We start from the raw sequence: 24,380 nt of genomic DNA, 5'->3' as shown, positions 1-24,380 counted from the left end.
CCCGATGGGGCCGCCTTTTTATGTGTTAGGTGTTCAAGTGCGTACATTCTTAGCTTTGATGCTGCTCCTTTTTGGTTTGAGCACAGCGGCGTTCGCAGACACGCTGGAAACAGTGCGTGAGCGCGGCTTCGTCAAGTGTGGCGCCAGCCAAGGGCACCGTGGCTTTTCCAACCTGTCGGTTGATGGGTTTTGGTCCGGCTTCGATGTGGATCTCTGCCGCGCAGTGTCGGCGGCGATTTTTTCGGAGCCTAACCGTGTGGAATTTGCTGAGTTTGACGGCGACTTTCGCATGACTCCACTGCGCATTGGCGAAGTGGATTTGATGTCTCGCAATGGATACTGGAATTTGCTGCGCGACAATGAATTTGGTGTCGTTTACACTGGCGTCGCATTTTACGACGGGCAGGCCATCATGGTCCGCAATGAGGCTGAAGTGGTTTCAGCGCTTGAATTGAAAGACATTTCGGTATGTGTGGTCGCAGATTCTCTTGGTCATATCTCCTTGGAACGCTTCTTCTTCAATAATCAGATTTCCTATGAAGAAGTGATGGTGGAGGATGCTGCTGACTTAGCTGGCGCTTACATGGCAGGCATCTGCGATGCTGTTACTGCCGCGGCTTCAAAATTGCAGGAAATTAAGATCAATGCCATTGATCCTTCACAACATCGAATTTTGCCGGAGCGCTTGAGCAAAGAGCCGATGGGTCCAGTTGTCCGCAAAGGCGATATGAAATGGCAGACCATAGTCCGCTGGGTGTTGTTTGCCATGATCAATGCTGAAGAGTTAGGTGTGAATTCACGCAATATTGACACGATGATCGAAACCAAAAACCCACGTATGCGGCGACTTCTAGGCCTCGATGGCGAATTTAGCCAAGCTCTTGGCCTTAACGCAACATGGGCTCAGGATGTCATTCGTAATGTCGGCAATTTTGGTGAAGTCTATGAACGGAACTTCGGCAACACTTCAGGTTTGATGATCCCGCGCGGCACTAACGAATTGTGGACCAAAGGTGGTCTACACTACGCGCCACCAATCCGCTAGATTTGGCTATTTTTCTACGCTGCTGAGCTGCGAGCCGTAGGCTTGCTCTATCTCGATTGAGTCAAAATCGACGCCGTCGAGGCAATAAAGATTTACCCCATAGTGGTCCGGCAAGGACCGTTTGCGGTGAAAAGTATAGATGCCGCATTTGGTGCAGAAATGATGTTTGGCGATCTTCATGTTCCACTGATAGGTGCCTAGAGAATCTTCACCGGAAATCAGTGTGAAATGGTCCTTATGAACATCTACCATTACGGCGTTCCGCTTGCGGCACAGTGAACAGTCGCACTTCATCACGGTGGCAAGGTCACTCTCGATTTCAAATCTGACGGTGCCGCAATGGCAGGAGCCTTGATAACGTCCCATTCTATTCGTCTGCGAAGTGAATCGCTACGCGGCGATTCTGCTTGCCCTTTTTCTCTACTTTACCCAAACGCATCAGCCCAATCTCTTCTGTGTTGGCCACGTGCGTGCCACCACAAGGCTGCCAGTCAATCGTTTCATCGCCATCCAATATGCGGATCATTCGTATTTTCCCCTGACCGGATGGTGGCTTAACTGACATGGTCTTCACAAGGTCGGGATTGGCCTCAAGCTCTTCTTCACTGATCCATTCCTCACGCACATCCAGATTGCGCTCAATCATGGCATTGAGCTGTTCTGCCAATGCGTCCTTATCCTCTGGCGGTTCTGGCATCTGAAAGTCCAATCGCGACTTTGCAGCGCCGATTGAGCCGCCTGTGACAGGCAGTGGAATGACAACAGAAAGCAAATGCAGTGCTGTGTGCATACGCATCAATTTATAGCGATTGTCCCAATCAATATGCGCGGTGATCTGCTCGCCGGGCTGCAGACCATGCTCGGAAATCTCAGGCACCAAAAGACATTGGGTTTTATTCCTATCGGGATGTACGCAGGTGGTGATGGCGATCTTATCGCCATTCTCGCGCTCCAAAAAGCCACTGTCACCGGGCTGACCGCCGGAAGTAGCATAGAAGTTTGAGCGATCTAAAATGATGCCGCCATCCTCGTTGATAAACGAGATCGTGGCGGCAGCAGTTGTTAGGTAAGCATCTTCACGAAAAAGAAAATCAGTCTGCGTCATTCTCAAAAACCGTACTCATGTCAATTTCATGAGTGTGGCTCAAGAATTCAGGCACTGGCAAGTCCTTCTCCCGCAAAAACATTGGATTATAGAGCTTTGATTGGTAGCGATTGCCATAGTCACAAAGAATGGTGACAATGGTTTTGCCCGGTCCCAAGTCACGCGCAAGTTTCACCGCGCCAGCGATGTTGATCGCGCTAGAGCCACCCAAGCAAATGCCTTCATCCTGTAACAGATCGAAGATATAGGGCAGGGCTTCCGCATCAGAGATTTGATAGGCGTGGTCCGGCTTGAAACCATCGAGGTTTGCCGTAATCCGGCCTTGGCCAATGCCTTCGGTGATCGAACCGCCTTGCGAGGCAAATTCACCACTGGTGTAAAAACTATAAAGCGCAGCCCCCATCGGGTCAGCCAAGCCAATTTGAATGTCTCTATTGCGTTCTTTAAGCGCATGCGACACACCCGCCAACGTGCCGCCGGAGCCAACGGCACAAATAAACCCGTCAACTTTGCCACCAGTTTGCTCAAAGATTTCAGGGCCGGTGGTCTCGATGTGCGCTTGACGGTTGGCCACATTGTCAAATTGATTGGCCCAAATCGCCCCTTCAGGCAATTCGTTCGCCAGTTTTTCAGCGAGGCGGCCTGAAACCTTCACATAATTGTTCGGGTTCTTATAAGGCTTTGCAGGCACCTCAATCAGTGTGGCGCCAGCCAAGCGAAGAGAATCTTTTTTCTCTTTTGATTGGGTCTCTGGAATAACGATGACAGATTTATAGCCCAAAGCGTTCGCCACCATGGAAAGGCCGATACCTGTGTTACCCGCAGTGCCTTCCACAATTGTGCCGCCGGACTTCAACAAGCCTTTGCGCTCTGCATCACGCACAATATAAAGCGCGGCCCGGTCTTTCACAGACTGACCGGGGTTCAAAAATTCAGCCTTGCCCCAAATTTCGCAGCCCGTTGCTTCAGAAACGGCGTTCAAGCGAATAAGTGGCGTGTTGCCAATCGCGCCCAGAATATCTTTGTGCATGTCATTATGCTCTGTCATTGGAAAATCCTCTGGTGTGTTAGGCTCAAAACTAAGGAGAAGCAGAGCGCTGATCAAGCCTAGAGTGAAGAAAAGAAAAGCCTTTTTCCATTTCGCCAATAAGACAATGCGAAAAAACTAATATGGCTCGAAAACGCAAAAATCTCATTGCGCCAATCTTTGCTTTTAAAGTGCGGTCGCCTCAACCGTCACCACTTTTCAAGGCATATCCAGTGGGGAAATAGTTTACCCGTATAAAGTGAATTTGCGCGAAATGATTTTCCTGATCTTTATGCGCGCTAGAGCAAAAAACCATGGAAGATGGGCTGCGCGAAAAATCGACATATGCAGTCATAAACCTTTGAATTTACTGCTTGTTTTGTCGTTGCGCGCTAATTATTTTGAAGTCTGTTTAAACAAGCGGACTTTAATTATGCCAGAAATACGTCACAGTCACCTTGACGCTTTGGAAGCGGAGAGTATTGAGATTTTTCGCGAGGTCGCGGCCAGTTTTGAGCGGCCGGTGATGATGTATTCGATTGGCAAGGATTCAAGTGTTTTGCTGCATGTGGCGCGCAAGGCGTTTTTCCCCTCGAAGATTCCATTTCCGCTTTTGCATGTGGATACCACTTTTAAGTTCCGCGAAATGATCGCCTTTCGCGATCGCATGGCCGAGCAATATGGTTTTGATTTGATCACCCACACCAACCAAGAAGGTGTGGCGGAAAACATCAATCCGTTTGACCATGGCTCTGCACGTTACACTGACATTATGAAAACCGTGGCCCTGCGCCAGGCGCTCAATGCTGGCCAATATGATGCAGCGATTGGCGGAGCACGGCGGGATGAAGAAAAGTCTCGCGCCAAGGAACGGGTGTTCTCGCACCGCAATGCCCAACATGCGTGGGACCCGAAAAACCAGCGGCCAGAACTTTGGCGCTTATTCAACACGCGTATCTCACCGGGTGAAAGCATGCGTGTGTTCCCACTGTCCAATTGGACCGAGCTGGATATCTGGACCTATATCTACAAAGAAGAAATTGAAATCCCATCGCTTTATCTAGCCAAGCCGCGCCCGGTGGTAGAGCGCTCTGGCACCTTGATCATGGTCGATGATGAACGCTTGCCGCTCAATGAAGGCGAAACACCGCAAGAAAAAATGGTGCGGTTTAGAACCCTTGGCTGCTATCCGCTCACTGGCGCGATTGAATCAGAAGCCGCTACCTTGCCCGAGATCATTATGGAGATGAACGCCTCACGCACGTCTGAGCGGGAAGGGCGCTTGATCGATAGTGATCAGGCCGGGTCAATGGAGAAGAAAAAACAAGAGGGCTATTTCTAATGAGCATCGCACAACAGGCCCCAGAACTTAATATTGAACAATGGCTCAGTGCTCAAACCGACAAGAGCATTTTGCGCTTTTTGACTTGCGGCTCGGTGGATGATGGCAAATCAACCCTGATTGGTCGCCTTCTATATGATAGCCAACTGATCTTGGATGATCAGCTCGCATCGCTGCAAAAAGAAAGCCACAACCGCACTACGGGCGATGAAGGCATTGACTTCTCGCTGCTGGTGGATGGCCTAACCGCTGAGCGCGAGCAGGGCATCACCATTGATGTGGCTTATCGCTTCTTCACCACCGAAAAGCGCAAATTTATCGTCGCTGATACGCCAGGCCACGAGCAATATACCCGCAATATGGCCACTGGCGCGTCTAATGCTGACTTGGCGATTGTATTGATCGACGCGCGCAAAGGCGTCTTGACCCAAACCAAACGCCATAGCTTTATTTTGTCTTTGATTGGTGTGAAGCATGTGGTGGCTGTGGTCAATAAGATCGACCTTGTTGATTACGACAAAGCCGTGTTTGATAAAATCGATGCGGAATATCGCGAATTTGCGGCCCAGCTTGGCTTTAAGAGCTTGGTCACTGTGCCAATCTCCGCGCTGCGCGGCGACAATATTGTCAGCAAAAGCACGCAAATGGATTGGTATAACGGTCCACAATTGGTGCCATATCTTGAAGAAATCGATGTGGCTGACGACCGGGTGGAACAACCGTTCCGCTTCCCTGTGCAATGGGTCAACCGTGCCAGCCTCGACTTTCGCGGATTCTCGGGCACTGTTGCGTCTGGTCAAATCAAGCCGGGCGACGATGTGCTGATTGCTGCTTCGCGCAAGCCTGCCAAAATCAAACGCATCGTCACCATAGATGGTGATTTAAATGCTGCACGGGCAGGGGATGCGGTGACCTTGGTGCTTGACCGTGAGGTGGATATCTCCCGCGGCGATGTCCTGTCCGTGCCGGGCGAAACGCCAGAATTTTCCAATCAGTTCCAAGCGCGTCTAATCTGGATGCATGAGAACCCAGCCATGGCAGGGCGGTCTTATCTGATCAAGATTGGCAGCCAAATGGTGCCGGCCACCATCACCAAGATTAAGCAAAAAACCAATGTGAACACATTGGAGCAGAACCCGGCCAAATGTTTGGAGCTAAACGAAGTGGGCACGGTGACCATCGCCACCGACAAGCCCATTGCCTTTGATCCTTATGCGGAAAACCCGCTCACAGGCGGCTTTATCCTGATTGACCGCTTGTCCAACGCCACTTTGGGCGCGGGCACCATTGAGTTTGGTCTACGGCGCGCGCAAAACCTCACCTATCAGGATTTTGATGTGAACCGGCAGGTGCGGGCAGACATGAAAGGCCAAACCCCACGCATTGTGTGGTTCACTGGCCTTTCCGGCTCTGGCAAATCCACCATTGCTAACTTGCTCGAAAAGCGCATAACGGCCGAAGGGAAACACACCTACATTCTCGACGGCGACAATGTCCGCCACGGCCTCAATAAAGACTTGGGCTTTACCGATGAAGACCGCGTGGAAAATATCCGTCGAGTGGCCGAAGTGGCCAAGCTGATGGCTGACGCTGGCTTAATCGTCCTCGTCTCCTTCATCTCGCCTTTCAAAAATGAGCGCCGCCTAGCGCGCGAAGTGGCAGGCGACATCCAGTTCATCGAAGCCTATGTGAACACCCCACTGGAAGTGTGCGCACAACGCGATCCAAAGGGCCTCTACGCCCGCGCCAAAGCAGGTGACATCAAAAACTTCACCGGCATAGATTCGCCATTCGAAGCACCCGAACAAGCAGACATCACCCTCAACGCCGCGGAAAAAGACCCTGCCGAACTCGCAAACGAGCTTTATGACTTGCTGTTTGAAGGGCATCAATATAGCGCGCTTTAACGTTCGGATGGGGAACAAAGATGACTCTGAAGAAGGCGGCCAACTGGCCGCCTTTTTTATTGTACACAATCCACTTCAAGTTCCATGAGCATTTGGTCAAGCATTGCACGTTCGTAAAACTGACCTGCAAGCTCCCCCGACCGTTTGATAACCCTGTGTCAGCGTGAAAAAAATATGATTGAAGGTATCGCCGCTGAGCAGTCAGAAAGTTGGAGGTTCTGACAGAGAGAAGAGAGGCTCAGCGGCGAATTCCTATTCGGCAGGCACTTTGTCGTGCCATTCATAGCCGGGGCGTTGATGATAAAACCCGTTGGAGAAGGGGGCATCTACGCAGTCATCGCGCATCTTTTTCAATGCTTCTGAAGGGCTGATACGCCCATTCAAAACATCGTCAAATGTCTGAATAGCGGTAAAGGTGCCCACGCTCTGCGGCGAAATGCGGAAACGATTTACTCCGATAGATTGTAAGTCATCCAAACAATCGATCAGATTAAGCACTGAGTGAGACTGCGTTTGAATGCCGTTCACCGTGAGAAACTTATCGCCCTCCAATGTGTCCAGCCGCATGCCATCTGGGTCTTCATCACACACGAACAGGCAGGAATCTTTGGTGCGATTGTGCGCGCGGGCATGGTAACAACGCGCCGAAAGCGCCAGTGAAACGCGGCCATACACTTGGACTTCAAGATCAACACCAAGCGGCTCAGCCGCTTGCGCAAGTGCGGCAAGACCATCGCGCGGAATTTCGGGGTTGAGACAAATTGTTGTCGCGCCATTAGCGGCATAAACCTCAAGCGCTTCCTCATTATAGCAATTCATCAGCGGGCCAATATGGTGCGGCCCCTTAGCCATTTGTTGTAGGGCAGACACATCATTTGCTTCAATGGGAAACCCTTCAGAAATTGCAACGCGCTTGACTAAGCGGCGATCAATATCAGTGGTGACTTCCGAAAGGGTCGAAAAAATAACATGCTTGCCCGCATCGTGAAGGCGTTCCACCACGTCCGGCAATTGATTGTCATAAAGTGGTGCCCGCTTCGAGCAGATAACTTCTCCGATAAAAACGGTCTTTATCGGTGTTTCACCGGCAACCTTAAAGTAGAAATCCCGCCAAGCTTCTGGCGCCCAGTTATATTGCACCGGGCCAAGGGTCAGCTGTGCACTCATTTCTATCTCCAGCTCTTTGATTTAAATGCGCCTTGGGTTTCTTTATGCCCCTCGGTCAGCGCGATCAGTTCAGTGATGTCCGGCTCTTCGCCCGCCGCATAAGCATCAACCGCATCGCGGAATGCAGAAACGACCGAGCGGATATAGGCACGAGACCGCTGGCGTCCCTCAATCTTGAGGGCCGTAACCCCGGCGCGCATCAAGTCGGGCAGCAGGCGGGTCAGGTTAAGGCTGATGGGCTCTTCAAAGGCATAATAGTTTTTCTTGTGCGCGGTGTCGTAGCGGCCTTTGCAGATGGTCGGGTAACCCGCGGTTTCGCCACATGAAATGCAATCAATAGCGAAATCACCAAGTCGTGTCGTCAGCCCATCATCGTCATCCGGTTCATAATCCACGTGGCTTGCTGGTGAGCACACGCCATCCATGTTGGTGGAAATGCCGGTGACATAATTGGTCAGCGAGCAGCGGCCTTCGGCCATCATGCCGATATTGCCGAACACAAAGGCCTCAATCTCGCAATCAATTGCGTCATGCACCCGCTTGATTTCCGGCACTGTCAAAATACGCGGCAGCACCACGCGTTTCACATTAAAGCGCTCAACATAAAAATTGATCGCTTCAGGCGAGGAGGCACCGGCCTGCACAGAAAGGTGCAACCGCTGGTCGGGGTGCTGTTCGGCCACATATTTAGCCATGCCGATATCTGCGATAATCACCGCATCCACGCCGATTTCAACCGCGTCATCAACGGCTTGCTTCCAGATATCGGTGCGTCCCGCTGTGGGAAATGAGTTTATCGCCGCCAGCACCATTGCGTCTTTGTCATGCGCATATTTCACACTTTCCGAAAGCTCTTTTTTCGAGAAGTTCAGGCCGGGAAAATTCCGCGCATTGGTGGGGCCCTTAAAGCCGCAATAAACCGAGTTTGCGCCCGCATCAACGGCAGTGCGCAAGCTGGCAGGCGTGCCAGCGGGACACACCAATTCAGGTTTGATCAAATCACTCATGTTCTGGAACCTACAATTTTTGTCGCTGCATCAATGCTGGCGCGTACCGGACCGCGCAGTGGGCCAAAAGCCGTGGCCACATCATCGGCCAACGTCGCATCCATATCGTCAAGCGCATTGCGTAGAGCGACAATGGCTTCTGTATCGCCTGTCACCATGATGTCGCGGTTGAAAAACAGCGCGTCGCTATCGGTTTTGCTATCGATCATGCGCAGCAAAGTTTTAAACTTGCCGCTCACCAGCACATCATAGGGAATTTCTTCGTGGCGCGATTTCGCCACCAGCATCAGATTGTCTGGATCTGGACGCAAAAGCAGCAAAAAGGGCATGCCTTTCGCATCGATCAAAAAATGTTTGCGACAGCTTTCGTCTAACCGCTCAAAAAGCTCAGGATGCAGGGTCGCCACATGCCGAACAATGCGCCGCAATATGGGTTGCATCGCAAAAAGGGGCATGGCTTTAGACACTAGCCCAGTTTGAGAATCCTTGTAGATTCGAGGTTGGTCGCGTTTATGTTTGTCTCGCATGCATATTGATTAAGCTGCGAAATCCTCCGCCAATTTGCAAAAGTGCAAATAAATTACATTTTTAGCATCCAGAGATGGGTTGTGTTGAACTAGAATCGATCCCGCAACGCGTAATAGGTCATGGCCAGATAGAGCAGGGCACCGCGCATCGCCTCGCCGCCAGGAAAGCGAGGGCTGGGCACACTGGCCATCAGATCAAACCGCTCCGCTTGTCCCTGTGTAATCTCCGCCAAAATTTTGCCTGCCATTGTGGCCATGCCCAATCCATGCCCAGAAAAGCCCGCGGCTGAATATATATTCGGGCTCAACCGCGCAAAGTGTGGCAGCCGCTGCATGGTGATGCCCAATGTGCCACCCCACGCATAATCGATCTTTGCATCTGCCAATTGCGGAAACACATTCAGCATTGGCTTGCGCGAAATAGCTTCGAGGTCAGCAGGGAAACGAAGACTGTAAGTTTCGCCACCACCAAACAAAAGTCGATGGTCTGGTGTGCGGCGGAAGTAATTCACCACAAAACAGCTGTCAGCAACGGCCTCATTATGTGGAATCAATGCCTTAGAACGTTCTTCGCCAAGCGGTTCAGTTGCCACAATAAAGCTATTGATCGGCATCACGCGAGCGCTAACTTCCTTGTTCAAGCCGCCAATATAGCCATTACAACCAAGAATAAGATGGTCTGCCTCAATGGCACCTTCTCTGGTTGTCACGCGAACCTTATTACCAGATTCGATGTGCGTCACGCGGCTTTGCTCATAAATCCGAGTGCCGGACTTGTGTGCCAATGCGGACAACCCAAAACAGAAAGCAAGCGGGTCCAAATGCCCCGCACCTTTATCCAGCGTGCCGCCAAAATATTGGTTGCTCGCTACATGTTCGCGCACTTCAGCCTTGCTGAGGGCGGAAATCGCTTCATAGCCATAATCGCGGTTGAGTTTTTCAACGTAACGGTGAGAGTCGGCAACAAATCTTTGTTTATGATCCGCCTCGATAATGTCTGGACGATAATCGCAATCGATCGCATTGTCGAAAATCAGGCTTTTGATCAACTGTTTACTGGCCTCGGCGATATCCCAAAGTGCATGTGCACTCTGTTCGCCAACCAAACGTTCTAATGTTATCTGATCTAGCCGTTGGCCGCTGCCCAATTGTCCGCCATTGCGGCCGGAGGCACCCCATCCAATGCGATGCGCCTCCAATAGCGCCACATCAAAGTCAGCCTGCGCCAAATGATAAGCCGCCGAAAGTCCAGTAAAGCCGCCACCGATGATGCAAACATCAGCGGACTTATGGCCTTTCAACTGTGCATGAGGTGCGGGCGCGGGGCGCTGCGCCGCATAATAGGAAAGCGGATATTGGCCCTGCACATCGTTGGCGTTCAGAACATCAATCATTACACATTCAGCAAAAGATGCTCGCGTTCCCACGGGCTGATTTCACCTAGAAACTCTTCAAGCTCCTGCCTCTTGATCGCTTCATAGACCAAGCAGAAATCTTCACCGAGCAGATCACGCAAATCGCGATCTTCCTGAAATGCCTCCAATGCGTCCATAAGCGCATAGGGCAGGGTCACCCCATCCTCATAGGCATCGCCTTTCCGCATGGGGCGGGGCGTAAGCTGATTGATCATGCCGAGATAACCGCAGGCCAAGCTGGCGGCAATCGCGAGATATGGGTTGCTGTCCATGCCCACAATGCGGTTCTCAATGCGCCGCGCTTCCGGCGTTGAAATCGGGATGCGCAACCCGGTAGTCCGGTTGTCTTGCCCCCATTCCACGTTCGCTGCCGCAGAATCGTCTGCCTTAAAGCGACGATAGCTGTTCACATAAGGCGCAAAAATCGGCATCACCGCATCAATATGCGTCTGCAAGCCGCCCAAGAAACCATAGAAATAAGGTGTGGGCTCGCCCTGATCGTCAGAGAAAATGTTCTTGCCGGTTTTCACATCAACAATCGATTGATGTAAATGCATGGCGCTGCCCGGCTCATCGCGCATGGGCTTGGCCATAAAGGTGGCAAAGCAATTGTTTTTCAATGCGGCTTCGCGGATGGATCGTTTGAAATAGAACACTTCATCCGCAAGTTTCAGCGGATCGCCATGTTGCAAATTAATTTCAATTTGCCCAGCACCGCCTTCTTGGATCAGGGTGTCAATCTCCAAACCCTGCGCTTCGGCAAAGTCATAAATATCGTCGATCACTTCGCCATATTCATCAACCGCCACCATGGAATAAGCTTGGCGACCAATGCCCTTGCGTCCCGTCCGGCCAATCGGCGGTTCGATTGCTTCATTGGGGTCCGTATGGGGCCGGGTGAGATAAAATTCGATCTCGGGTGCAACAACGGGACGCCAGCCCTTATCTGCATAAAGTGAAAGCACACGTTTCAACACATTGCGGGGTGCCACAGGCACGGGCTCACCCTGTGTGGTTTCAAGGTCGTGGATCACCTGCAGAATCACATCGTCCGTCCATGGGGCGGCGCAGGCGGTGCTCAAATCAGGTTTCAGCACCATATCGGTTTCCATCCACTGATCTTTTATGTCCATATCGGCATAAGCGCCGGTGATGGTTTGATAAAAAATCGAAGTGGGAAGATAGAAGAACGCATCGCTCGAAAACTTCTTGGCGGGCATGGTTTTGCCCCGAGAAATGCCCACAAGATCGGGCACGATACATTCAACTTCTTCAACGCGACGGCCACCAAGCCATTCAAGCGCTGCATCGGGAAGCAGTTTCACCCATTCCTGTTTGTCGACCATATTTCAGCCTTGCTATATTGTATGCTCAAACGCACCAAAACGGTTACGTTGAAAAACAGATATCAAATAGCCACAACTGTAGGTGAGTAAAGGAGAATCGCCAATGACCTTCTGGAAAAGACATGAATTCTTTATCAATGGCGATTGGGTCGAGGCGGCCGATGCAAACAGTATGGACGTGCTCAATCCCGCGTCTGAACAGGCAATCGGCAGCATTGCCTTGGCTGATGAAAATGCTGTGAATGAAGCCGTGGCGGTCGCGAAAGCGGCCTTTCCAGCCTTTTCTCGCACCTCAATCGAAGAGCGCAGGGAATTGTTGCGCTCGATTCTAACTGTTTATCGCAATCGGCGGGACGAAGTTGCTCAAGCCATTCAACTTGAACTTGGCGCGCCGCGTCATTTGGCTTATGGCGCGCAAACCGCTGTGGGGGAAAGCCATCTCGATGGGTTTTTGCAAGCACTCGGGACGTTCGAGTTCGAGAAAAATTTGATGAATGGGGACATGGTTGTGCGAGAGCCAATCGGTGTTTGTGGTTTGATCACACCGTGGAACTGGCCAATCAACCAAATTGCGCTCAAGGTGCTGCCCGCTTTGGCTGCAGGCTGCACAATGGTGCTCAAGCCGAGTGAGTTCACGCCGTTTAACGCAATGCTTTATGCTGAAATTCTGGCAGAAGCCGGGGTGCCCAAAGGTGTGTTCAATTTAATCAATGGCGAAGGGCCAGTGGCAGGCGCAGCGCTGTCACGTCATCCTGACGTGGCGATGATGTCGTTCACAGGTTCGCTGCGCGCAGGCGCAGCCGTCAGCAAGGATGCGGCAGATTGCGCCAAGAAAGTATCTTTGGAGCTTGGCGGCAAATCGCCCAATTTGGTGTTTGATGACGCTGATCTCGAAAATGCGGTCAAACGCGGCGTGCGCCAAATGTTCAACAATAGCGGCCAGTCCTGCAACGCGCCTTCACGCATGTTGGTGCAGCATTCTGTCTATGAAGAAGCGAAAACCATTGCTGTAAAAACTGCTAAGCAACAAGATGTTGGCGATCCCGATCAAGCTGGCAAGCATATCGGCCCATTGGTCAACCATATCCAGTTTGACCGGGTGCAAGAGCTTATCAAAGCAGGGATCGATGAAGGAGCAACCTTGTTGATTGGCGGCTTGGGCAAGCCGGATGGTATGAATGAAGGCTATTTTGTCAAACCAACCATTTTCGCAGATGTAACAAACGACATGCGCATTGCGCGTGAGGAGATTTTCGGCCCGGTTCTAACGATGATTCCGTTCGAAACGGAGGAGGAGGCTATCGCCATTGCAAATTATACCGAATATGGCCTTTCCGCTTACGTGCAAACGGAAGACGCAGAAAAGGCGATGCGGGTAACCCGTCAGCTTAAAGCGGGCATGGTTCATATCAATGGCGCTGGCATGGCACCAGGTTCACCCTTCGGCGGTTACAAAAAATCGGGTGTCGGTCGCGAAGGCGGCACATTCGGCCTTGAAGAGTTTCTCGAAGTGAAAACCATCACGCGGCCAAAACAGGTGTCCTGATCCATAACTCACCACCTCGCGTAGCTTAGCAATCAAATGCGAGGTGGGAATGCTAGATAAAGTCGAAGAAATCAATGCGATCATCATTGGGGCGAATGGCGGCATCGGCCAAGCGTTGAATGCAAATTTGGCCACACGCCCCAACTGCAAAAACATTGTCAGCTTTGATCGCGCGAACTTTCCAACCTACGACATCACCAAGCCCGAAACATTTGTGCCTGAATTCGCCAAGTGGCAACAAGAAGGGCGTAAATTCAATCTTGCCATCATTGCCACCGGTGCATTGATTATTGATGGCGCGCCACCAGAGCGCCGCTTTGCTGAACTGGATGCCAACAATATGGCCAATCACTTCGCGTTAAACGCGATAGGGCCAGCCATGATGATTCAACAGCTACTGCCACTCATGTCACGATATGACCCTGCCGCGATTGCCGCATTGTCCGCACGCGTTGGCTCTATTGAAGATAATCAACTGGGTGGTTGGGTGTCCTACCGAGCGGCCAAGTCAGCACTAAACCAAATTGTGCGCACAGCATCAATTGAATGGAAACGGAGAAATCAGGAATCAGCGTTGCTGGCGATTCATCCAGGCACAGTCGACACAAAGCTAACCCAAGATTATGCGCATCCGAAAAAAGTGAGCGCGCAAGTTGCCGCAGAAAAGATCATGCAAACGATTTTGAAGGCGAAGCCGCAAATGAGCGGTGGATTTTATGACAATGAGGGGCAAAAAATTCCATACTAAACGAAACAAATCCTGCTTCATGAACTGAATCAAGAGGCAATCTTAAAGTTTTGAATTTTTTGAAGAAAGTGGCTCCCCGGGCAAGACTCGAACTTGCGACAAAGCGGTTAACAGCCGCTCGCTCTACCAACTGAGCTACCGGGGATCACGATGTGTGTACCTAACGAGTAGGTGAGGCGGTGTTTAGCGTTTTTGATCGCGCTTGCCAAGACCTTTTTTGAAAAATAACTGCCTTTTTATGAAAAATTTCTGACAGCCAATAATCTGGGCATTTTTACCGCCCCATTTGGCCGTACAGTGCCAATAAATCTGCTATCTTATTCGCATTGGTAAACGGGTTATGCGAATAAAACTGTTCGAAATCAATTTCTTGCGCCTCCAAATGCTTCAGCATCGGTCGCAATGCATATCCGAACTGTTTTTCCAACAGAGCAGGAATGTTGAGCGCCATTTCCAGCGGCCACAATCCGCATACGGGGTAAAAATCTTCGCCATATCGCGCAATGATTGGGGTTCGCGTTGCCATAAATGGTTCTGCGTGCGCCACAAAATCGATTGGGAAAAGCGGTCCGTCCACCGGCGCCGTCAATAGCCAGCTATGCGCAGTGTCGCTAGCGACGTCGTTGGCCCACTTTGCACCTGCATATATTCCACCTAGTGGACCGATTGGTGGATTAATTCCGTCTGAAAGCTGAATCAAATTAGGAGGAAGCGCCGCATTGGTGTCGCCAACTAGTGCAATTTCGTCCACTTGCGAATCGAGATGCGTAAAAACGTGCGCAACTAGTGGCGTGTTTTTTAGGCGCAAAGCAGCCTTATCTACACAACCAAAACGTGTGCCTTCGCCGCCCGCTAAAATTATGCCAAATATGCTCATATACTTATAGTGCCCAGCCAAGAAGGCTTTGCCTAGCATTATATGCAATTCATTGATTTAATGAAATTTTTTTGGAGGCCACGCCCGGAATCGAACCGGGGTACACGGATTTGCAATCCGCTGCGTCACCACTCCGCCACGTGGCCCCAATGGAAGGAGGTTGCTATAGCAATTAGAGGGAAATTTCAAGCATACAATGTGAAAAACTTCACGGAATCGTGAACGAAGGCAAATGCTTTGCCCGGTAGTTGCTGTTATCGTCTTGCATCACGGCTTTAACATGGCTATTGAACAACTCAATATCAACTTCTCAGGATGGGTGCTCCAATGGATTTCGAACATGCACGCAAGGCAATGGTGGACTGTCAACTCCGCCCAAACGCGATCACTGATTATCGCATTTTGACTGCCATGAGCGATATCCCGCGTGAAAACTTCACGCCAGCGGCGAAAAAGCCGCTGTCCTACCTTGATGAAGATCTGCCACTCGATCCGGTTGGCGCGCGCAAAATGATGGAGCCTATGTATTTGGCACGTCTGGCGCAGCTTGCCGAAATCAAATCAACCGACCTTGTTTTGCATATTGCGTGCAACACGGGATATGGCACTGCAGTTATTTCGCAGTTTGCAGAGTCTGTAGTGGCTGTTGACGACAATGATGACTTTGTCGAAATGGCAAATGACGCATTGGCCGATTTGGAAATTGGCAATGCGGCGGCATTGTCTGGTGATCTCCAAGCCGGGCTAACCAAAGAAGCGCCATTTGATGTGATCTTTATTGAAGGCCACGTGGACGAGCTGCCAGAGAATTTGTTCAAGCAACTTAAGGAAGGCGGCCGACTTGTTTGTGTTGAGCTTGAAAACGGCGTGCCAAGCGCGGTTTGCTACGTCAAATCGGCCGCTGGCGTTAGCCGTCGTGTCGCGTTTAATGCCATCGTTCCTAAGCTAATTGCGTTCGAAAAACAAAAAACCTTCACTTTATAGCCATCGCACCCTTGAACTTTGTGTGATAATAGCCACATGTCGCATCATATATCGGCTCGTCATATGGAATTAACTAAAAGTTAATTTTAATTGCGAGTCTTTCTGTGCATACTGGGCGGCATAATAGTTCTGGGGTGAGTAAGGTGCTTTTTAAAAAGAGTGTTGTTTTTGCAGCGGTATTTTCGGCTGTAATGGGTGGTACTGCGCAAGCAGAAAGTTTAACTGAAGCGCTTGCGCGCGCATATGTCAAAAACCCTGCCATTGCATCTGCTTTGGTCAGTGTAAAAATGGCATCTGAAGACATTGTCATGCGCAAGTCTGGCTTGCGACCAAAAATTGGTCTGTCTGCCACGTCGCAATATGGTTTCACCATGGTTGGCGGTACGACAACAAGCAGCAGCAGCACAACGCTGAATGTGTCCTATAATCAGCGCCTGTTCGATAATCTCCAAACAACAGCCCAAATTGATCAAGCGCGCGCTTTTGCCGACGCTGCAAAATACGGACTGCGCAACACAGAGCAAAATGTTCTCTTGTCAGCCGCCACAGCCTATATGGATGTGGTGAAGAATACCAATTTGGCTTCGTTGCGCGCCGACAATGTGAAATTTTTGCGGGCCCAAGTTGATAATGCCCGTAGCCGCCTGAATGTAGGCGAGGGCACAAAGATTGACGTTGCCCAAGCTGAGGCCCGCTTGGCGCAAGCCGTTGCTTCTTACAAATCTGCAGTGAACTCATTGCGCACGTCCCAGGCGTCATATGTGCGGTGGATCGGGGCAAAGCCGTCCGGTTTGAATTCAAACTTCCGGTTTGGCCACGTGATGCCATCTAGCATTGATTCAGCGTTGCAATCTGCGCGCCGCAATCATCCGGCAATTTTAACCGCGCGGGCGCAAGTAGAAGCCGCTCGCTATGGCACAGAGGCCGCGTTACGCGCATTCGGCCCAACATTGGACCTGATTGGTTCAATTTGCGCCATTGATTGTTTGGGCGGTGGCGCTCAACCAAACGCCACACAAGGCTCACTGCGTTTGACCTTGTCGATCCCCATTTATCAGGGTGGTATGCTTGGCGCTTCAGCGCGTAAAGCAAACCTTGGTCACATCAAATCAGAAATAGATGCTCAGGTTGCTGCAAACCAGGTTGAAGAAAGCGTAATTTCTGCATGGTCAGGCCTGCAATCATCAATCGCCGCTATTGAATCCGCGCAAGCGGCTGTCCGTTCAGGGCAAGTTGCTTTGGATGGCGTGATCGAAGAGCGTAATGTTGGGCAACGCACCACACTTGATGTGTTGAATGCACGCGCAGAACTCACAGGCGCCAAGGAGGCACTATATACAGCGCAAAGCAATCGGGTTGTCGCAGCGTTCTCGCTGATCGCGGCAACGGGTAGGTTGGATGCTGGCTCCTTAAATCTGCCTGTACAACTTCGGTCAAGCGATGGTTATCGTGCGCGGATTGAAGATGTTTGGGCGGAATTGCGTGAATAACTTAGCTCCTCAATGGAAGCTAATTGGTATGCTTCTGGACTAACGGTCAAATATTCATCACAATACAATATTAATTGCGAATCGCGGCAAGCCCGCGAATCGTAACGTATCGCGGCGGCGGTGGATCAACACGATACCGCGTTTCAGGTTGGTAATTGTCAGCCTGTAATGTGCGTTCGTTATTATTAAGCGGATGTTGACTATGGCTTGCCGCATGAGTTGAGCGTTGGGTGCTGTCATGAAAAGTGATGGCTGAGATGTTCAAAGCGTAGATTAATGTATGTCGAGTACTGCTCGAAGGTGAGGCCAAAATGAACCGACCTGCGTCAAAAGAACCTTCAATGGACGAGATCCTGTCGTCCATCCGGCAAATCATCGCTGATGATGAACCGCAGCAGGAAAGCGCCGCACCTTCCAGCAAAGATGAAGCCGCAGCGCCCGGAGGATTAGCCTCAGCACTTGACGAAGTGAATGCGGAAGGCGAGGCCACTACCATCGAAGTTGAAGATGGCCCGCACCCAGACATTGAAGCAGCGCCAATCGAAAAAAGAGATGTTGCAGCTGAGGCTTTGGCTGAAGCTGGACCCTCGCAGATTGAGCCGGATGGCGACGCGGAAGAACCGCTAGCGCTGTCTATCGATCAGATGCTCAAGCCCTCCAACAGCAATGCGGAACCTGATCCTGCAGATGAAGAATTGATTGCAGATCCTGGTGAAGTGGTGCCAACTCCAGAAAGTGATTTGCAAGGCGAAGACATGGATATGGCGTCGCTATTGCTGCAGGAAACAGCTGGTCAAGACGAAGACAGCAGCGCGTCACTCGACGATGATGCCAAATCAATTGAAGATTCAGTGCCGGATGACGTGGCACAAGTCGTGCCAGACGATATCGCCTTTATCAATGACGACGATGTTGAAGAGCAAGAAGAAGCTGTTGAGGAAGACAGTTCATTCGCCGGCATGGGCATCGATGATTTGCCAGAGCAGCAGGACGAATCTTATGCAATGACGCCGAGTACACCGGAGCCGAAGCAAGAAAGCCCGCTGCCAGACAAAGGCTTGTCTGATGACATTGCTGACAGCTTGTTGGAGCCAACGGCACAGGCCGCAAGCAGCCATGCCTTTAGCCAACTTGACAATTTGATCATGTCGCAAAAGCAGGGCCAAACCATTGAGGATTTGATCCGCGAGATGCTGCGCCCGATGCTTAAGGCGTGGTTGGACGAAAATCTACCAGGCGTCGTTGAGCAACTTGTGCAGCGCGAAATCGAACGGGTTTCACGCGGAAAGCGCTAATCGCAACCACAAATTGACCGCTTTGCGGTTGACTTGTCCCACCAGCTTCGCTTTTAAACCCAATAGATAATTTTTCTCCCGCCCATCATTTGGGCGGGCAAAAGGTAATGGGCAAATATGATCGATAAAAATTATACCCCGCAAGACGTTGAAAGCCGCATCTATGATGAGTGGGTTCGGCAAGACACATTTGCAGCCGGCGCAGGCGCAAAAGAAGGTGCGGAAAGCTACTGCATTCCAATGCCCCCACCAAATGTGACGGGCGACTTGCATGTGGGCCACGCCCTTACTTTTACAATTCAGGACATGATTACCCGTTTTGAACGGATGCGCGGCAAAAATGTGCTTTGGCAGCCGGGTACTGACCATGCGGGCATTGCAACCCAAATGATCGTAGAGCGTAAGCTGATGGAACAGCAATTGCCATCACGCCGCGAAATGGGACGTGAGAAATTCCTCGAAAAAGTCTGGGAGTGGAAAGAGCAATCAGGTGGCACAATCGTGCGCCAACTGCGCCGCTTGGGCGCATCAGCCGATTGGTCGCGTGAGCGATTCACCATGGATGATGGCCTGTCGCGCGCGGTCGTGAAAGTGTTCACAGAACTCTACAAGCAGGGGCTGATCTATAAAGATAAGCGCCTTGTGAACTGGCACCCTGTTTTGCAAACTGCCATCTCTGATCTTGAAGTGGAAAATATCGAGATCAACGGTCATATGTGGCATTTGCGCTACCCGATTGAAGGCACTGATGAAACCATCACCGTGGCGACAACACGGCCTGAAACCATGTTGGGCGATACCGGCGTTGCCGTTCATCCTGAGGATGAACGCTATAAGCACCTTGTTGGCAAAATGGTTGTGTTGCCGCTAACAGGCCGCAAGATCCCGATTGTCACCGACGAGCATGCGGACCCAGAGCAGGGCTCTGGTGCGGTGAAAATCACACCTGCGCATGATTTTAATGACTTTGAAGTGGGCAAGCGCAACAATCTTGAGCAGATCAACATTTTCACCGTTGATGCCAAGATCAATGATGAAGCACCTGAAGCTTATCGTGGCCTAGACCGATTTGAAGCCCGTAAGAAAATTGTTGCCGATTTGGATGCACTGGGCGCGTTGGTTGAGATTGAAGACAAAGTCATCTCTGTGCCACACGACGAAAAGTCAAAACAAGTGGTTATCGAGCCATATTTGACTGACCAATGGTACGTCGATGCTGAAACATTGGCTAAGCCGGCGCTGGCCGCAGTGAAAGAGGGGCGCACCAAATTTGTGCCGAAAAACTGGGAAAACACCTATTACGCTTGGATGGAGAATATCCAGCCTTGGTGTATTTCACGTCAGTTGTGGTGGGGGCACCAAATCCCAGCATGGTACGGGCCAGATGGCGAATATTTCGTAGCAGAAGACGAAGCGGAAGCGCAGGCATTGGCTGACGCGCATTATGGCGCACCAACACCAATCAAGCGTGATGAAGATGTGTTGGACACGTGGTTCTCATCTGCGCTTTGGCCATTCTCAACTTTGGGTTGGCCGGATAAAACGCCAGAGCTTGAAACTTATTATCAAACGACAACCTTGGTGACAGGCTTCGACATCATCTTCTTCTGGGTTGCCAGGATGATGATGTTCGGCATCCATTTCATGGATGAAGAGCCATTTGAAAATGTTTATGTGCACGCCTTGGTGCGCGATGAGCACGGGCAGAAAATGTCCAAAACCAAAGGCAATGTGATCGATCCGCTCACCTTGTTTGACGAATATGGCGCAGATGCAACCCGCTTTACCTTGGCAGCCATGGCGGCGCAGGGGCGTGACCTTAAACTCGCAATTTCGCGTGTTGAGGGCTACCGGAACTTCGTCACGAAGATTTGGAACGCATCACGCTTCTTGGAGATGAATGAATGTGTTCGGGTGGAAAGCTATGATCCCAAAGCGGTCAATTCCATGCTCAATAAATGGATATTGAGCCGCGCGGCAAAAACTGTGGCGGAGGTTGAAAAAACACTCGAGGCATTCCGCTTCAACGAAGCAGCAAACGCAGCCTATGATTTTGTCTGGGGCACATTCTGCGACTGGTTCGTGGAACTGGCCAAGCCTGTTTTCAATAGTGAAGATGAAGCTTTGAAAGCGGAAACCCGGGCAACGGCGGCTTACACACTGGATCAAATCTTGAAGTTGTTGCATCCATTTATGCCATTTGTGACCGAAGAGCTTTGGGCACAAACTGGTCAAACTGGCCCAAAACGCGACAAACTTTTGATCGTGAGTGAATGGCCTCAACTGGCTGAATTGATCAATGAAGAAGCTGAAGCCGAACTGGGTTGGATGATCGAGTTGATCACTGGTATCCGTTCGCTGCGCGTCGAGATGAACGTACCAGCAGGGGCGAAAGTCCCGTTGGTCGTGGTGGACGCCAATGCAGACACCAAGGCACGTTTGGCCACTCAAGATGCAATGATCAAGCGTCTCGCACGCGTTGAAACGATTGATTTTGCTGATGAAGTTCCTAGCGAATCTGCCCAACTCGTGTTGGGTGAGGCGACTATTGCAATGCCATTGGCTGGCGTGATTGATATTGCGGCAGAAAAAGAGCGTCTCAACAAAGAGCTCACCAAGCTGGATAAAGAAATTGATGGCGTTGCCAAGAAGTTGGCCAACGAACAATTCATTTCAAAAGCGCCTGCCCATGTGATCGACGACCAGAAGCAGCGCAAAACAGATGCTGAAGAGAAAAAAGAACGCGTTGAGGCCGCTTTGGCCCGCCTTGGCTAACATGTGTCTTTTTAGCAACTAATCTTTGAAATTCATATTTCAGTAAGGCTGGCCCCAATTGAACGTTGGGGCCGCCTTTTTTTTAACCAATTCACAGCGCAAAACTGAATATGTTGAATGAGCAACGGGGCGGATGTTGCGCGAAAAGGTTGGATGCGGCGATTAGCGCCGCCAATTGGACGCGCACGCCTTAATGTGCCCTTGCATCAAGAAGCAGCACGATTAAAAGTCTTTAGCAGAAATTGTGCCTGCTTGCGGGGGAAAGGTTATAAAATGGACGCCAAAAATATAGATAAATCAAAACTGCCAAGTCGCCACGTGACGGAGGGTCCGTCTCGTGCACCGCACCGTTCTTATTATTACGCAATGGGTTTGACTTCAGGGCAAATCCGCCAGCCATTTGTGGGCGTGGCGACCTGTTGGAACGAAGCTGCCCCATGTAACATTGCGCTTTCACACCAAGCCCAGTTCGTAAAAAGAGGCGTCGCTGCCGCACACGGCACTCCACGCGAATTCACCACAATCACCGTGACTGACGGGATCGCCATGGGCCACCAAGGCATGAAGTCATCGCTCGTCTCGCGTGATGTGATTACCGATTCTGTTGAATTGACCATGCGCGGCCACAGCTATGATGCCCTTGTTGGGCTCGCTGGATGCGATAAATCATTGCCCGGCATGATGATGGCGATGGTGCGGTTGAACGTGCCTTCAGTCTTCCTTTATGGCGGCTCTATTTTGCCAGGCACCTTCAAAGGCAACCCTGTAACGGTTCAGGACGTGTTTGAAGCCGTTGGCAAGCACTCTGTTGGTGACTTTTCAGATGAAGATCTGGAAGAACTTGAACGCGCAGCTTGCCCATCCTCAGGCGCATGTGGCGCACAGTTCACAGCCAACACCATGGCCACCGTTTCAGAAGCGATTGGCTTGGCGTTGCCATACTCTGCCGGTGCACCAGCGCCTTACGAAATTCGTGACCAGTTCTGCTACACCGCAGGTGAGCAGGTGATGGAACTGATCAAAATGAACCTTCGTCCGCGCGATATCGTAACGCGTGAGGCGCTCGAAAATGCTGCAACTGTAGTAGCTGCGTCTGGTGGCTCAACCAACGCGGCATTGCACTTGCCTGCAATTGCGCATGAAGCCGGCATTGAGTTCGATTTGTTCGATGTGGCCGAGATCTTCAAAAAAACGCCTTATATCGCTGATCTAAAACCCGGCGGTAAATATGTGGCGAAAGACATGTTTGAAGCAGGCGGCATCCCGATCTTGATGAAAACACTGCTTGATCAAGGCTATTTGCACGGCGATTGCATGACCGTGACTGGCCGCACTATTGCGGAAAACATGGAAAAGGTGAAGTGGAATGATGAGCAGGACGTTGTTCGTCCGGCAAACAATCCAATCACGAAAACAGGCGGTGTAGTCGGACTTTCTGGCAATCTGGCACCTGATGGCGCGATCGTAAAAGTCGCTGGCATGTCCAACTTGGTGTTCAAAGGCCCAGCACGTTGTTTCGACAGCGAAGAAGAGTGCTTTAAGGCTGTGACCAAGCGCGAGTATAAAGAAGGTGAAGTGCTGGTGATCCGCTACGAAGGGCCAAAAGGTGGTCCTGGTATGCGCGAAATGCTGGCAACAACCGCAGCGCTCTATGGTCAGGGCATGGGTGATAAGGTTGCATTGATCACTGATGGCCGTTTCTCTGGCGCGACACGCGGATTCTGCATCGGCCATGTTGGTCCGGAAGCTGCTGTTGGCGGCCCAATCGCGTTGATCGAAGATGGTGACATCATCGAAATTGATGCCAACACAGGTTCAATCTCAGTTGAACTGAGCGATGAAGAGCTTGAAGCCCGTCACAAAAATTGGAAACCACGCGAAGCTGATTTCGGTTCCGGCGTGATTTGGAAATATGCCCAACTGGTTGGTTCTGCACGCTATGGCGCGCTGACACATCCAGGCGCTAAGGCAGAGAAGGAGTGCTATGCAGATATTTAGTGCGAATTTGATTGGCTTGGTGCGCGCAACTTCTGTTGCGCTCATCCTGTCGACATGTTCTGCATTTGCGCAGGAAGAACCGGCAGATATTCTGTCGGTCTTCGGGCAGTTCGATACTGATGTGTCGAACGAAAATCTGCTTGCGGCTTTGGAAGACGCGGCCGAGGCCGGCCAGCCTATTGCTTTGTGGCGTCTTGGCGTCATGTATGAAAATGGCGAAGGCGTGGCCGCGGACCGCTCCAAAGCGTTCCAATATTTCTCTCAATTGGCCGATGGCCATGCCAACACGCCACCAAAATCGCTTGAAGCGGATATTGTGGCGCAAAGCTTTCTAAAGGTTGGCGAATATTATCGCGAAGGTGTGCCAGACGCTGGCGTACCGGAAAATGATGACCTGTCCCGCAAATTGTGGCTTCACGCTGCGTCATATTTCGGCGATCCTGAGGCGCAGTTCAAAGTTGGGCAGCTCTATCTCGACGAAAATGAATTTGGCTATTCGCCCTTGCAAAGTGCGCGTTGGTTGGCGCTGGCGTCACGCAAAGGGCATGCTGCCGCGCAAGCGACATTAGGCAACCTGATGTTTAATGGCGATGGCATTCCGGCAGATCCGGTTGAAGGCTTGATGTGGCTGACATTGGCTGATCGCAATGCCCATGGCACCGAAGATGAACCGTGGATCACAGAGCTGTTCGACCGTGCCGTATCCATTGCATCGCAAGATCAACGCGAGCAGGCTATTGCCGCAGCGGATACTCTTGGCAGCCGATTTGGCGGCTAAT

Annotated in this window: 20 protein-coding genes and 2 tRNA genes; 11 read left to right on the top strand and 11 right to left on the bottom strand. The window is 51.1% G+C overall.

All coding sequences use genetic code 11. From position 1 onward, the window contains the following. The first annotated feature begins 4 nt into the window (after window positions 1–4). Window positions 5–1,045: a transporter substrate-binding domain-containing protein gene (locus ACP15Y_RS01930; RefSeq protein ID WP_424981325.1), complete on the top strand. Its 1,041-nt coding sequence runs from the start codon at window positions 5–7 to the stop codon at window positions 1,043–1,045. A 6-nt stretch (window positions 1,046–1,051) separates the two neighbouring features. Here the strand turns inward: ACP15Y_RS01930 and cas8a1 are convergent, their stop codons facing one another. From cas8a1 to ACP15Y_RS01915, 3 genes are read right to left on the bottom strand one after another with little or no spacing between them, the layout of a single operon-like run. Beyond that, the gene (gene cas8a1 / locus ACP15Y_RS01925) at window positions 1,052–1,411 is read right to left on the bottom strand and encodes a type I-B CRISPR-associated protein Cas8b1/Cst1 (RefSeq protein WP_424981324.1); all 360 of its coding nucleotides are present in this window, start codon (window positions 1,409–1,411) and stop codon (window positions 1,052–1,054) included. 1 nt (window position 1,412) lies between these two features. Next, window positions 1,413–2,150, bottom strand: a complete 738-nt coding sequence (locus ACP15Y_RS01920; RefSeq protein WP_424981323.1) for an alanyl-tRNA editing protein — start codon at window positions 2,148–2,150, stop codon at window positions 1,413–1,415. Next, on the bottom strand, window positions 2,137–3,198 hold the full coding sequence (locus ACP15Y_RS01915; RefSeq protein WP_424981322.1) for a cysteine synthase A: 1,062 nt from the start codon (window positions 3,196–3,198) through the stop codon (window positions 2,137–2,139). The genes ACP15Y_RS01920 and ACP15Y_RS01915 overlap by 14 nt, the downstream gene beginning before the upstream one ends. Window positions 3,199–3,610: 412 nt before the next feature. On the opposite strand from ACP15Y_RS01915, the gene cysD reads away from it, so the two are divergent. Further along, the gene (gene cysD, locus ACP15Y_RS01910; RefSeq protein WP_424981321.1) at window positions 3,611–4,519 is read left to right on the top strand and encodes a sulfate adenylyltransferase subunit CysD; all 909 of its coding nucleotides are present in this window, start codon (window positions 3,611–3,613) and stop codon (window positions 4,517–4,519) included. After that, window positions 4,519–6,426, top strand: coding sequence for a sulfate adenylyltransferase subunit CysN (gene cysN, locus ACP15Y_RS01905; protein ID WP_424981320.1), 1,908 nt, complete (start codon window positions 4,519–4,521; stop codon window positions 6,424–6,426). The genes cysD and cysN overlap by 1 nt, the downstream gene beginning before the upstream one ends. 252 nt (window positions 6,427–6,678) lie before the next feature. Here the strand turns inward: cysN and ubiV are convergent, their stop codons facing one another. The 5 genes from ubiV to ACP15Y_RS01880 form a co-directional block, all read right to left on the bottom strand. After that, window positions 6,679–7,593 (bottom strand): ubiquinone anaerobic biosynthesis protein UbiV, encoded by a 915-nt coding sequence (gene ubiV, locus ACP15Y_RS01900; RefSeq protein WP_424981319.1) that lies wholly within the window; start codon window positions 7,591–7,593, stop codon window positions 6,679–6,681. Between the two features lie 2 nt (window positions 7,594–7,595). Beyond that, window positions 7,596–8,600, bottom strand: coding sequence for a ubiquinone anaerobic biosynthesis protein UbiU (ubiU, locus tag ACP15Y_RS01895; RefSeq protein WP_424981318.1), 1,005 nt, complete (start codon window positions 8,598–8,600; stop codon window positions 7,596–7,598). Beyond that, a complete protein-coding gene (gene ubiT, locus ACP15Y_RS01890) occupies window positions 8,597–9,055 on the bottom strand; it encodes a ubiquinone anaerobic biosynthesis accessory factor UbiT (protein ID WP_424981317.1) in 459 nt (152 codons plus the stop codon). The genes ubiU and ubiT overlap by 4 nt, the downstream gene beginning before the upstream one ends. A 161-nt stretch (window positions 9,056–9,216) precedes the next feature. Continuing rightward, a complete protein-coding gene (locus ACP15Y_RS01885; RefSeq protein ID WP_424981316.1) occupies window positions 9,217–10,521 on the bottom strand; it encodes an NAD(P)/FAD-dependent oxidoreductase in 1,305 nt (434 codons plus the stop codon). Beyond that, window positions 10,521–11,888 carry a glutamine synthetase family protein gene (locus tag ACP15Y_RS01880; RefSeq protein WP_424981315.1) on the bottom strand — a complete coding sequence of 456 codons (1,368 nt, stop codon included), beginning with the start codon at window positions 11,886–11,888 and terminating at the stop codon, window positions 10,521–10,523. The genes ACP15Y_RS01885 and ACP15Y_RS01880 overlap by 1 nt, the downstream gene beginning before the upstream one ends. A gap of 103 nt (window positions 11,889–11,991) precedes the next feature. Between ACP15Y_RS01880 and ACP15Y_RS01875 the strand changes: the two genes are divergently transcribed. Beyond that, entirely contained in the window at window positions 11,992–13,434 is a 1,443-nt protein-coding gene (locus ACP15Y_RS01875; RefSeq protein ID WP_424981314.1) for an aldehyde dehydrogenase family protein, read from the top strand. A 49-nt stretch (window positions 13,435–13,483) separates the two neighbouring features. Next, on the top strand, window positions 13,484–14,182 hold the full coding sequence (locus ACP15Y_RS01870; RefSeq protein WP_424981313.1) for an SDR family NAD(P)-dependent oxidoreductase: 699 nt from the start codon (window positions 13,484–13,486) through the stop codon (window positions 14,180–14,182). 69 nt (window positions 14,183–14,251) lie between these two features. On the opposite strand, the gene ACP15Y_RS01865 is transcribed toward ACP15Y_RS01870, so the two are convergent. The 3 genes from ACP15Y_RS01865 to ACP15Y_RS01855 all read right to left on the bottom strand — a co-directional run bounded on the left by ACP15Y_RS01865 (window position 14,252) and on the right by ACP15Y_RS01855 (window position 15,205). Continuing rightward, window positions 14,252–14,327, bottom strand: a tRNA-Asn gene (locus tag ACP15Y_RS01865). Between the two features lie 129 nt (window positions 14,328–14,456). Beyond that, window positions 14,457–15,059 carry a molybdenum cofactor guanylyltransferase gene (mobA, locus tag ACP15Y_RS01860; protein ID WP_424981312.1) on the bottom strand — a complete coding sequence of 201 codons (603 nt, stop codon included), beginning with the start codon at window positions 15,057–15,059 and terminating at the stop codon, window positions 14,457–14,459. A gap of 72 nt (window positions 15,060–15,131) precedes the next feature. Next, window positions 15,132–15,205: transfer RNA gene (locus ACP15Y_RS01855), tRNA-Cys, on the bottom strand. Between the two features lie 181 nt (window positions 15,206–15,386). Here ACP15Y_RS01855 and ACP15Y_RS01850 point away from each other — a divergent pair. From ACP15Y_RS01850 to ACP15Y_RS01825, 6 genes are all read left to right on the top strand, one after another. After that, window positions 15,387–16,043 carry a protein-L-isoaspartate O-methyltransferase family protein gene (locus ACP15Y_RS01850; protein WP_424981311.1) on the top strand — a complete coding sequence of 219 codons (657 nt, stop codon included), beginning with the start codon at window positions 15,387–15,389 and terminating at the stop codon, window positions 16,041–16,043. Between the two features lie 143 nt (window positions 16,044–16,186). Then, window positions 16,187–17,533, top strand: coding sequence for a TolC family outer membrane protein (locus tag ACP15Y_RS01845; RefSeq protein ID WP_424981310.1), 1,347 nt, complete (start codon window positions 16,187–16,189; stop codon window positions 17,531–17,533). A 311-nt stretch (window positions 17,534–17,844) separates the two neighbouring features. Further along, window positions 17,845–18,828 (top strand): DUF2497 domain-containing protein, encoded by a 984-nt coding sequence (locus ACP15Y_RS01840; protein ID WP_424981309.1) that lies wholly within the window; start codon window positions 17,845–17,847, stop codon window positions 18,826–18,828. A 117-nt stretch (window positions 18,829–18,945) separates the two neighbouring features. Continuing rightward, window positions 18,946–21,603, top strand: coding sequence for a valine--tRNA ligase (locus ACP15Y_RS01835; protein ID WP_424981308.1), 2,658 nt, complete (start codon window positions 18,946–18,948; stop codon window positions 21,601–21,603). A gap of 273 nt (window positions 21,604–21,876) precedes the next feature. After that, entirely contained in the window at window positions 21,877–23,601 is a 1,725-nt protein-coding gene (ilvD, locus tag ACP15Y_RS01830) for a dihydroxy-acid dehydratase (RefSeq protein WP_424981307.1), read from the top strand. Then, complete coding sequence (locus ACP15Y_RS01825) at window positions 23,588–24,379, top strand: tetratricopeptide repeat protein (protein WP_424981306.1); 792 nt, start codon at window positions 23,588–23,590, stop codon at window positions 24,377–24,379. Before ilvD ends, ACP15Y_RS01825 begins: the two co-directional genes overlap by 14 nt. The last annotated feature ends 1 nt before the right edge of the window (window position 24,380 follow it).

The organism is Maritalea sp. S77 (assembly GCF_049801075.1).
Classification (GTDB): Bacteria; Pseudomonadota; Alphaproteobacteria; order Rhizobiales; family Devosiaceae; genus Maritalea.
Note: the sequence above shows the minus strand (reverse complement) of the source record. Positions and strands in the feature narration are given on the sequence as shown.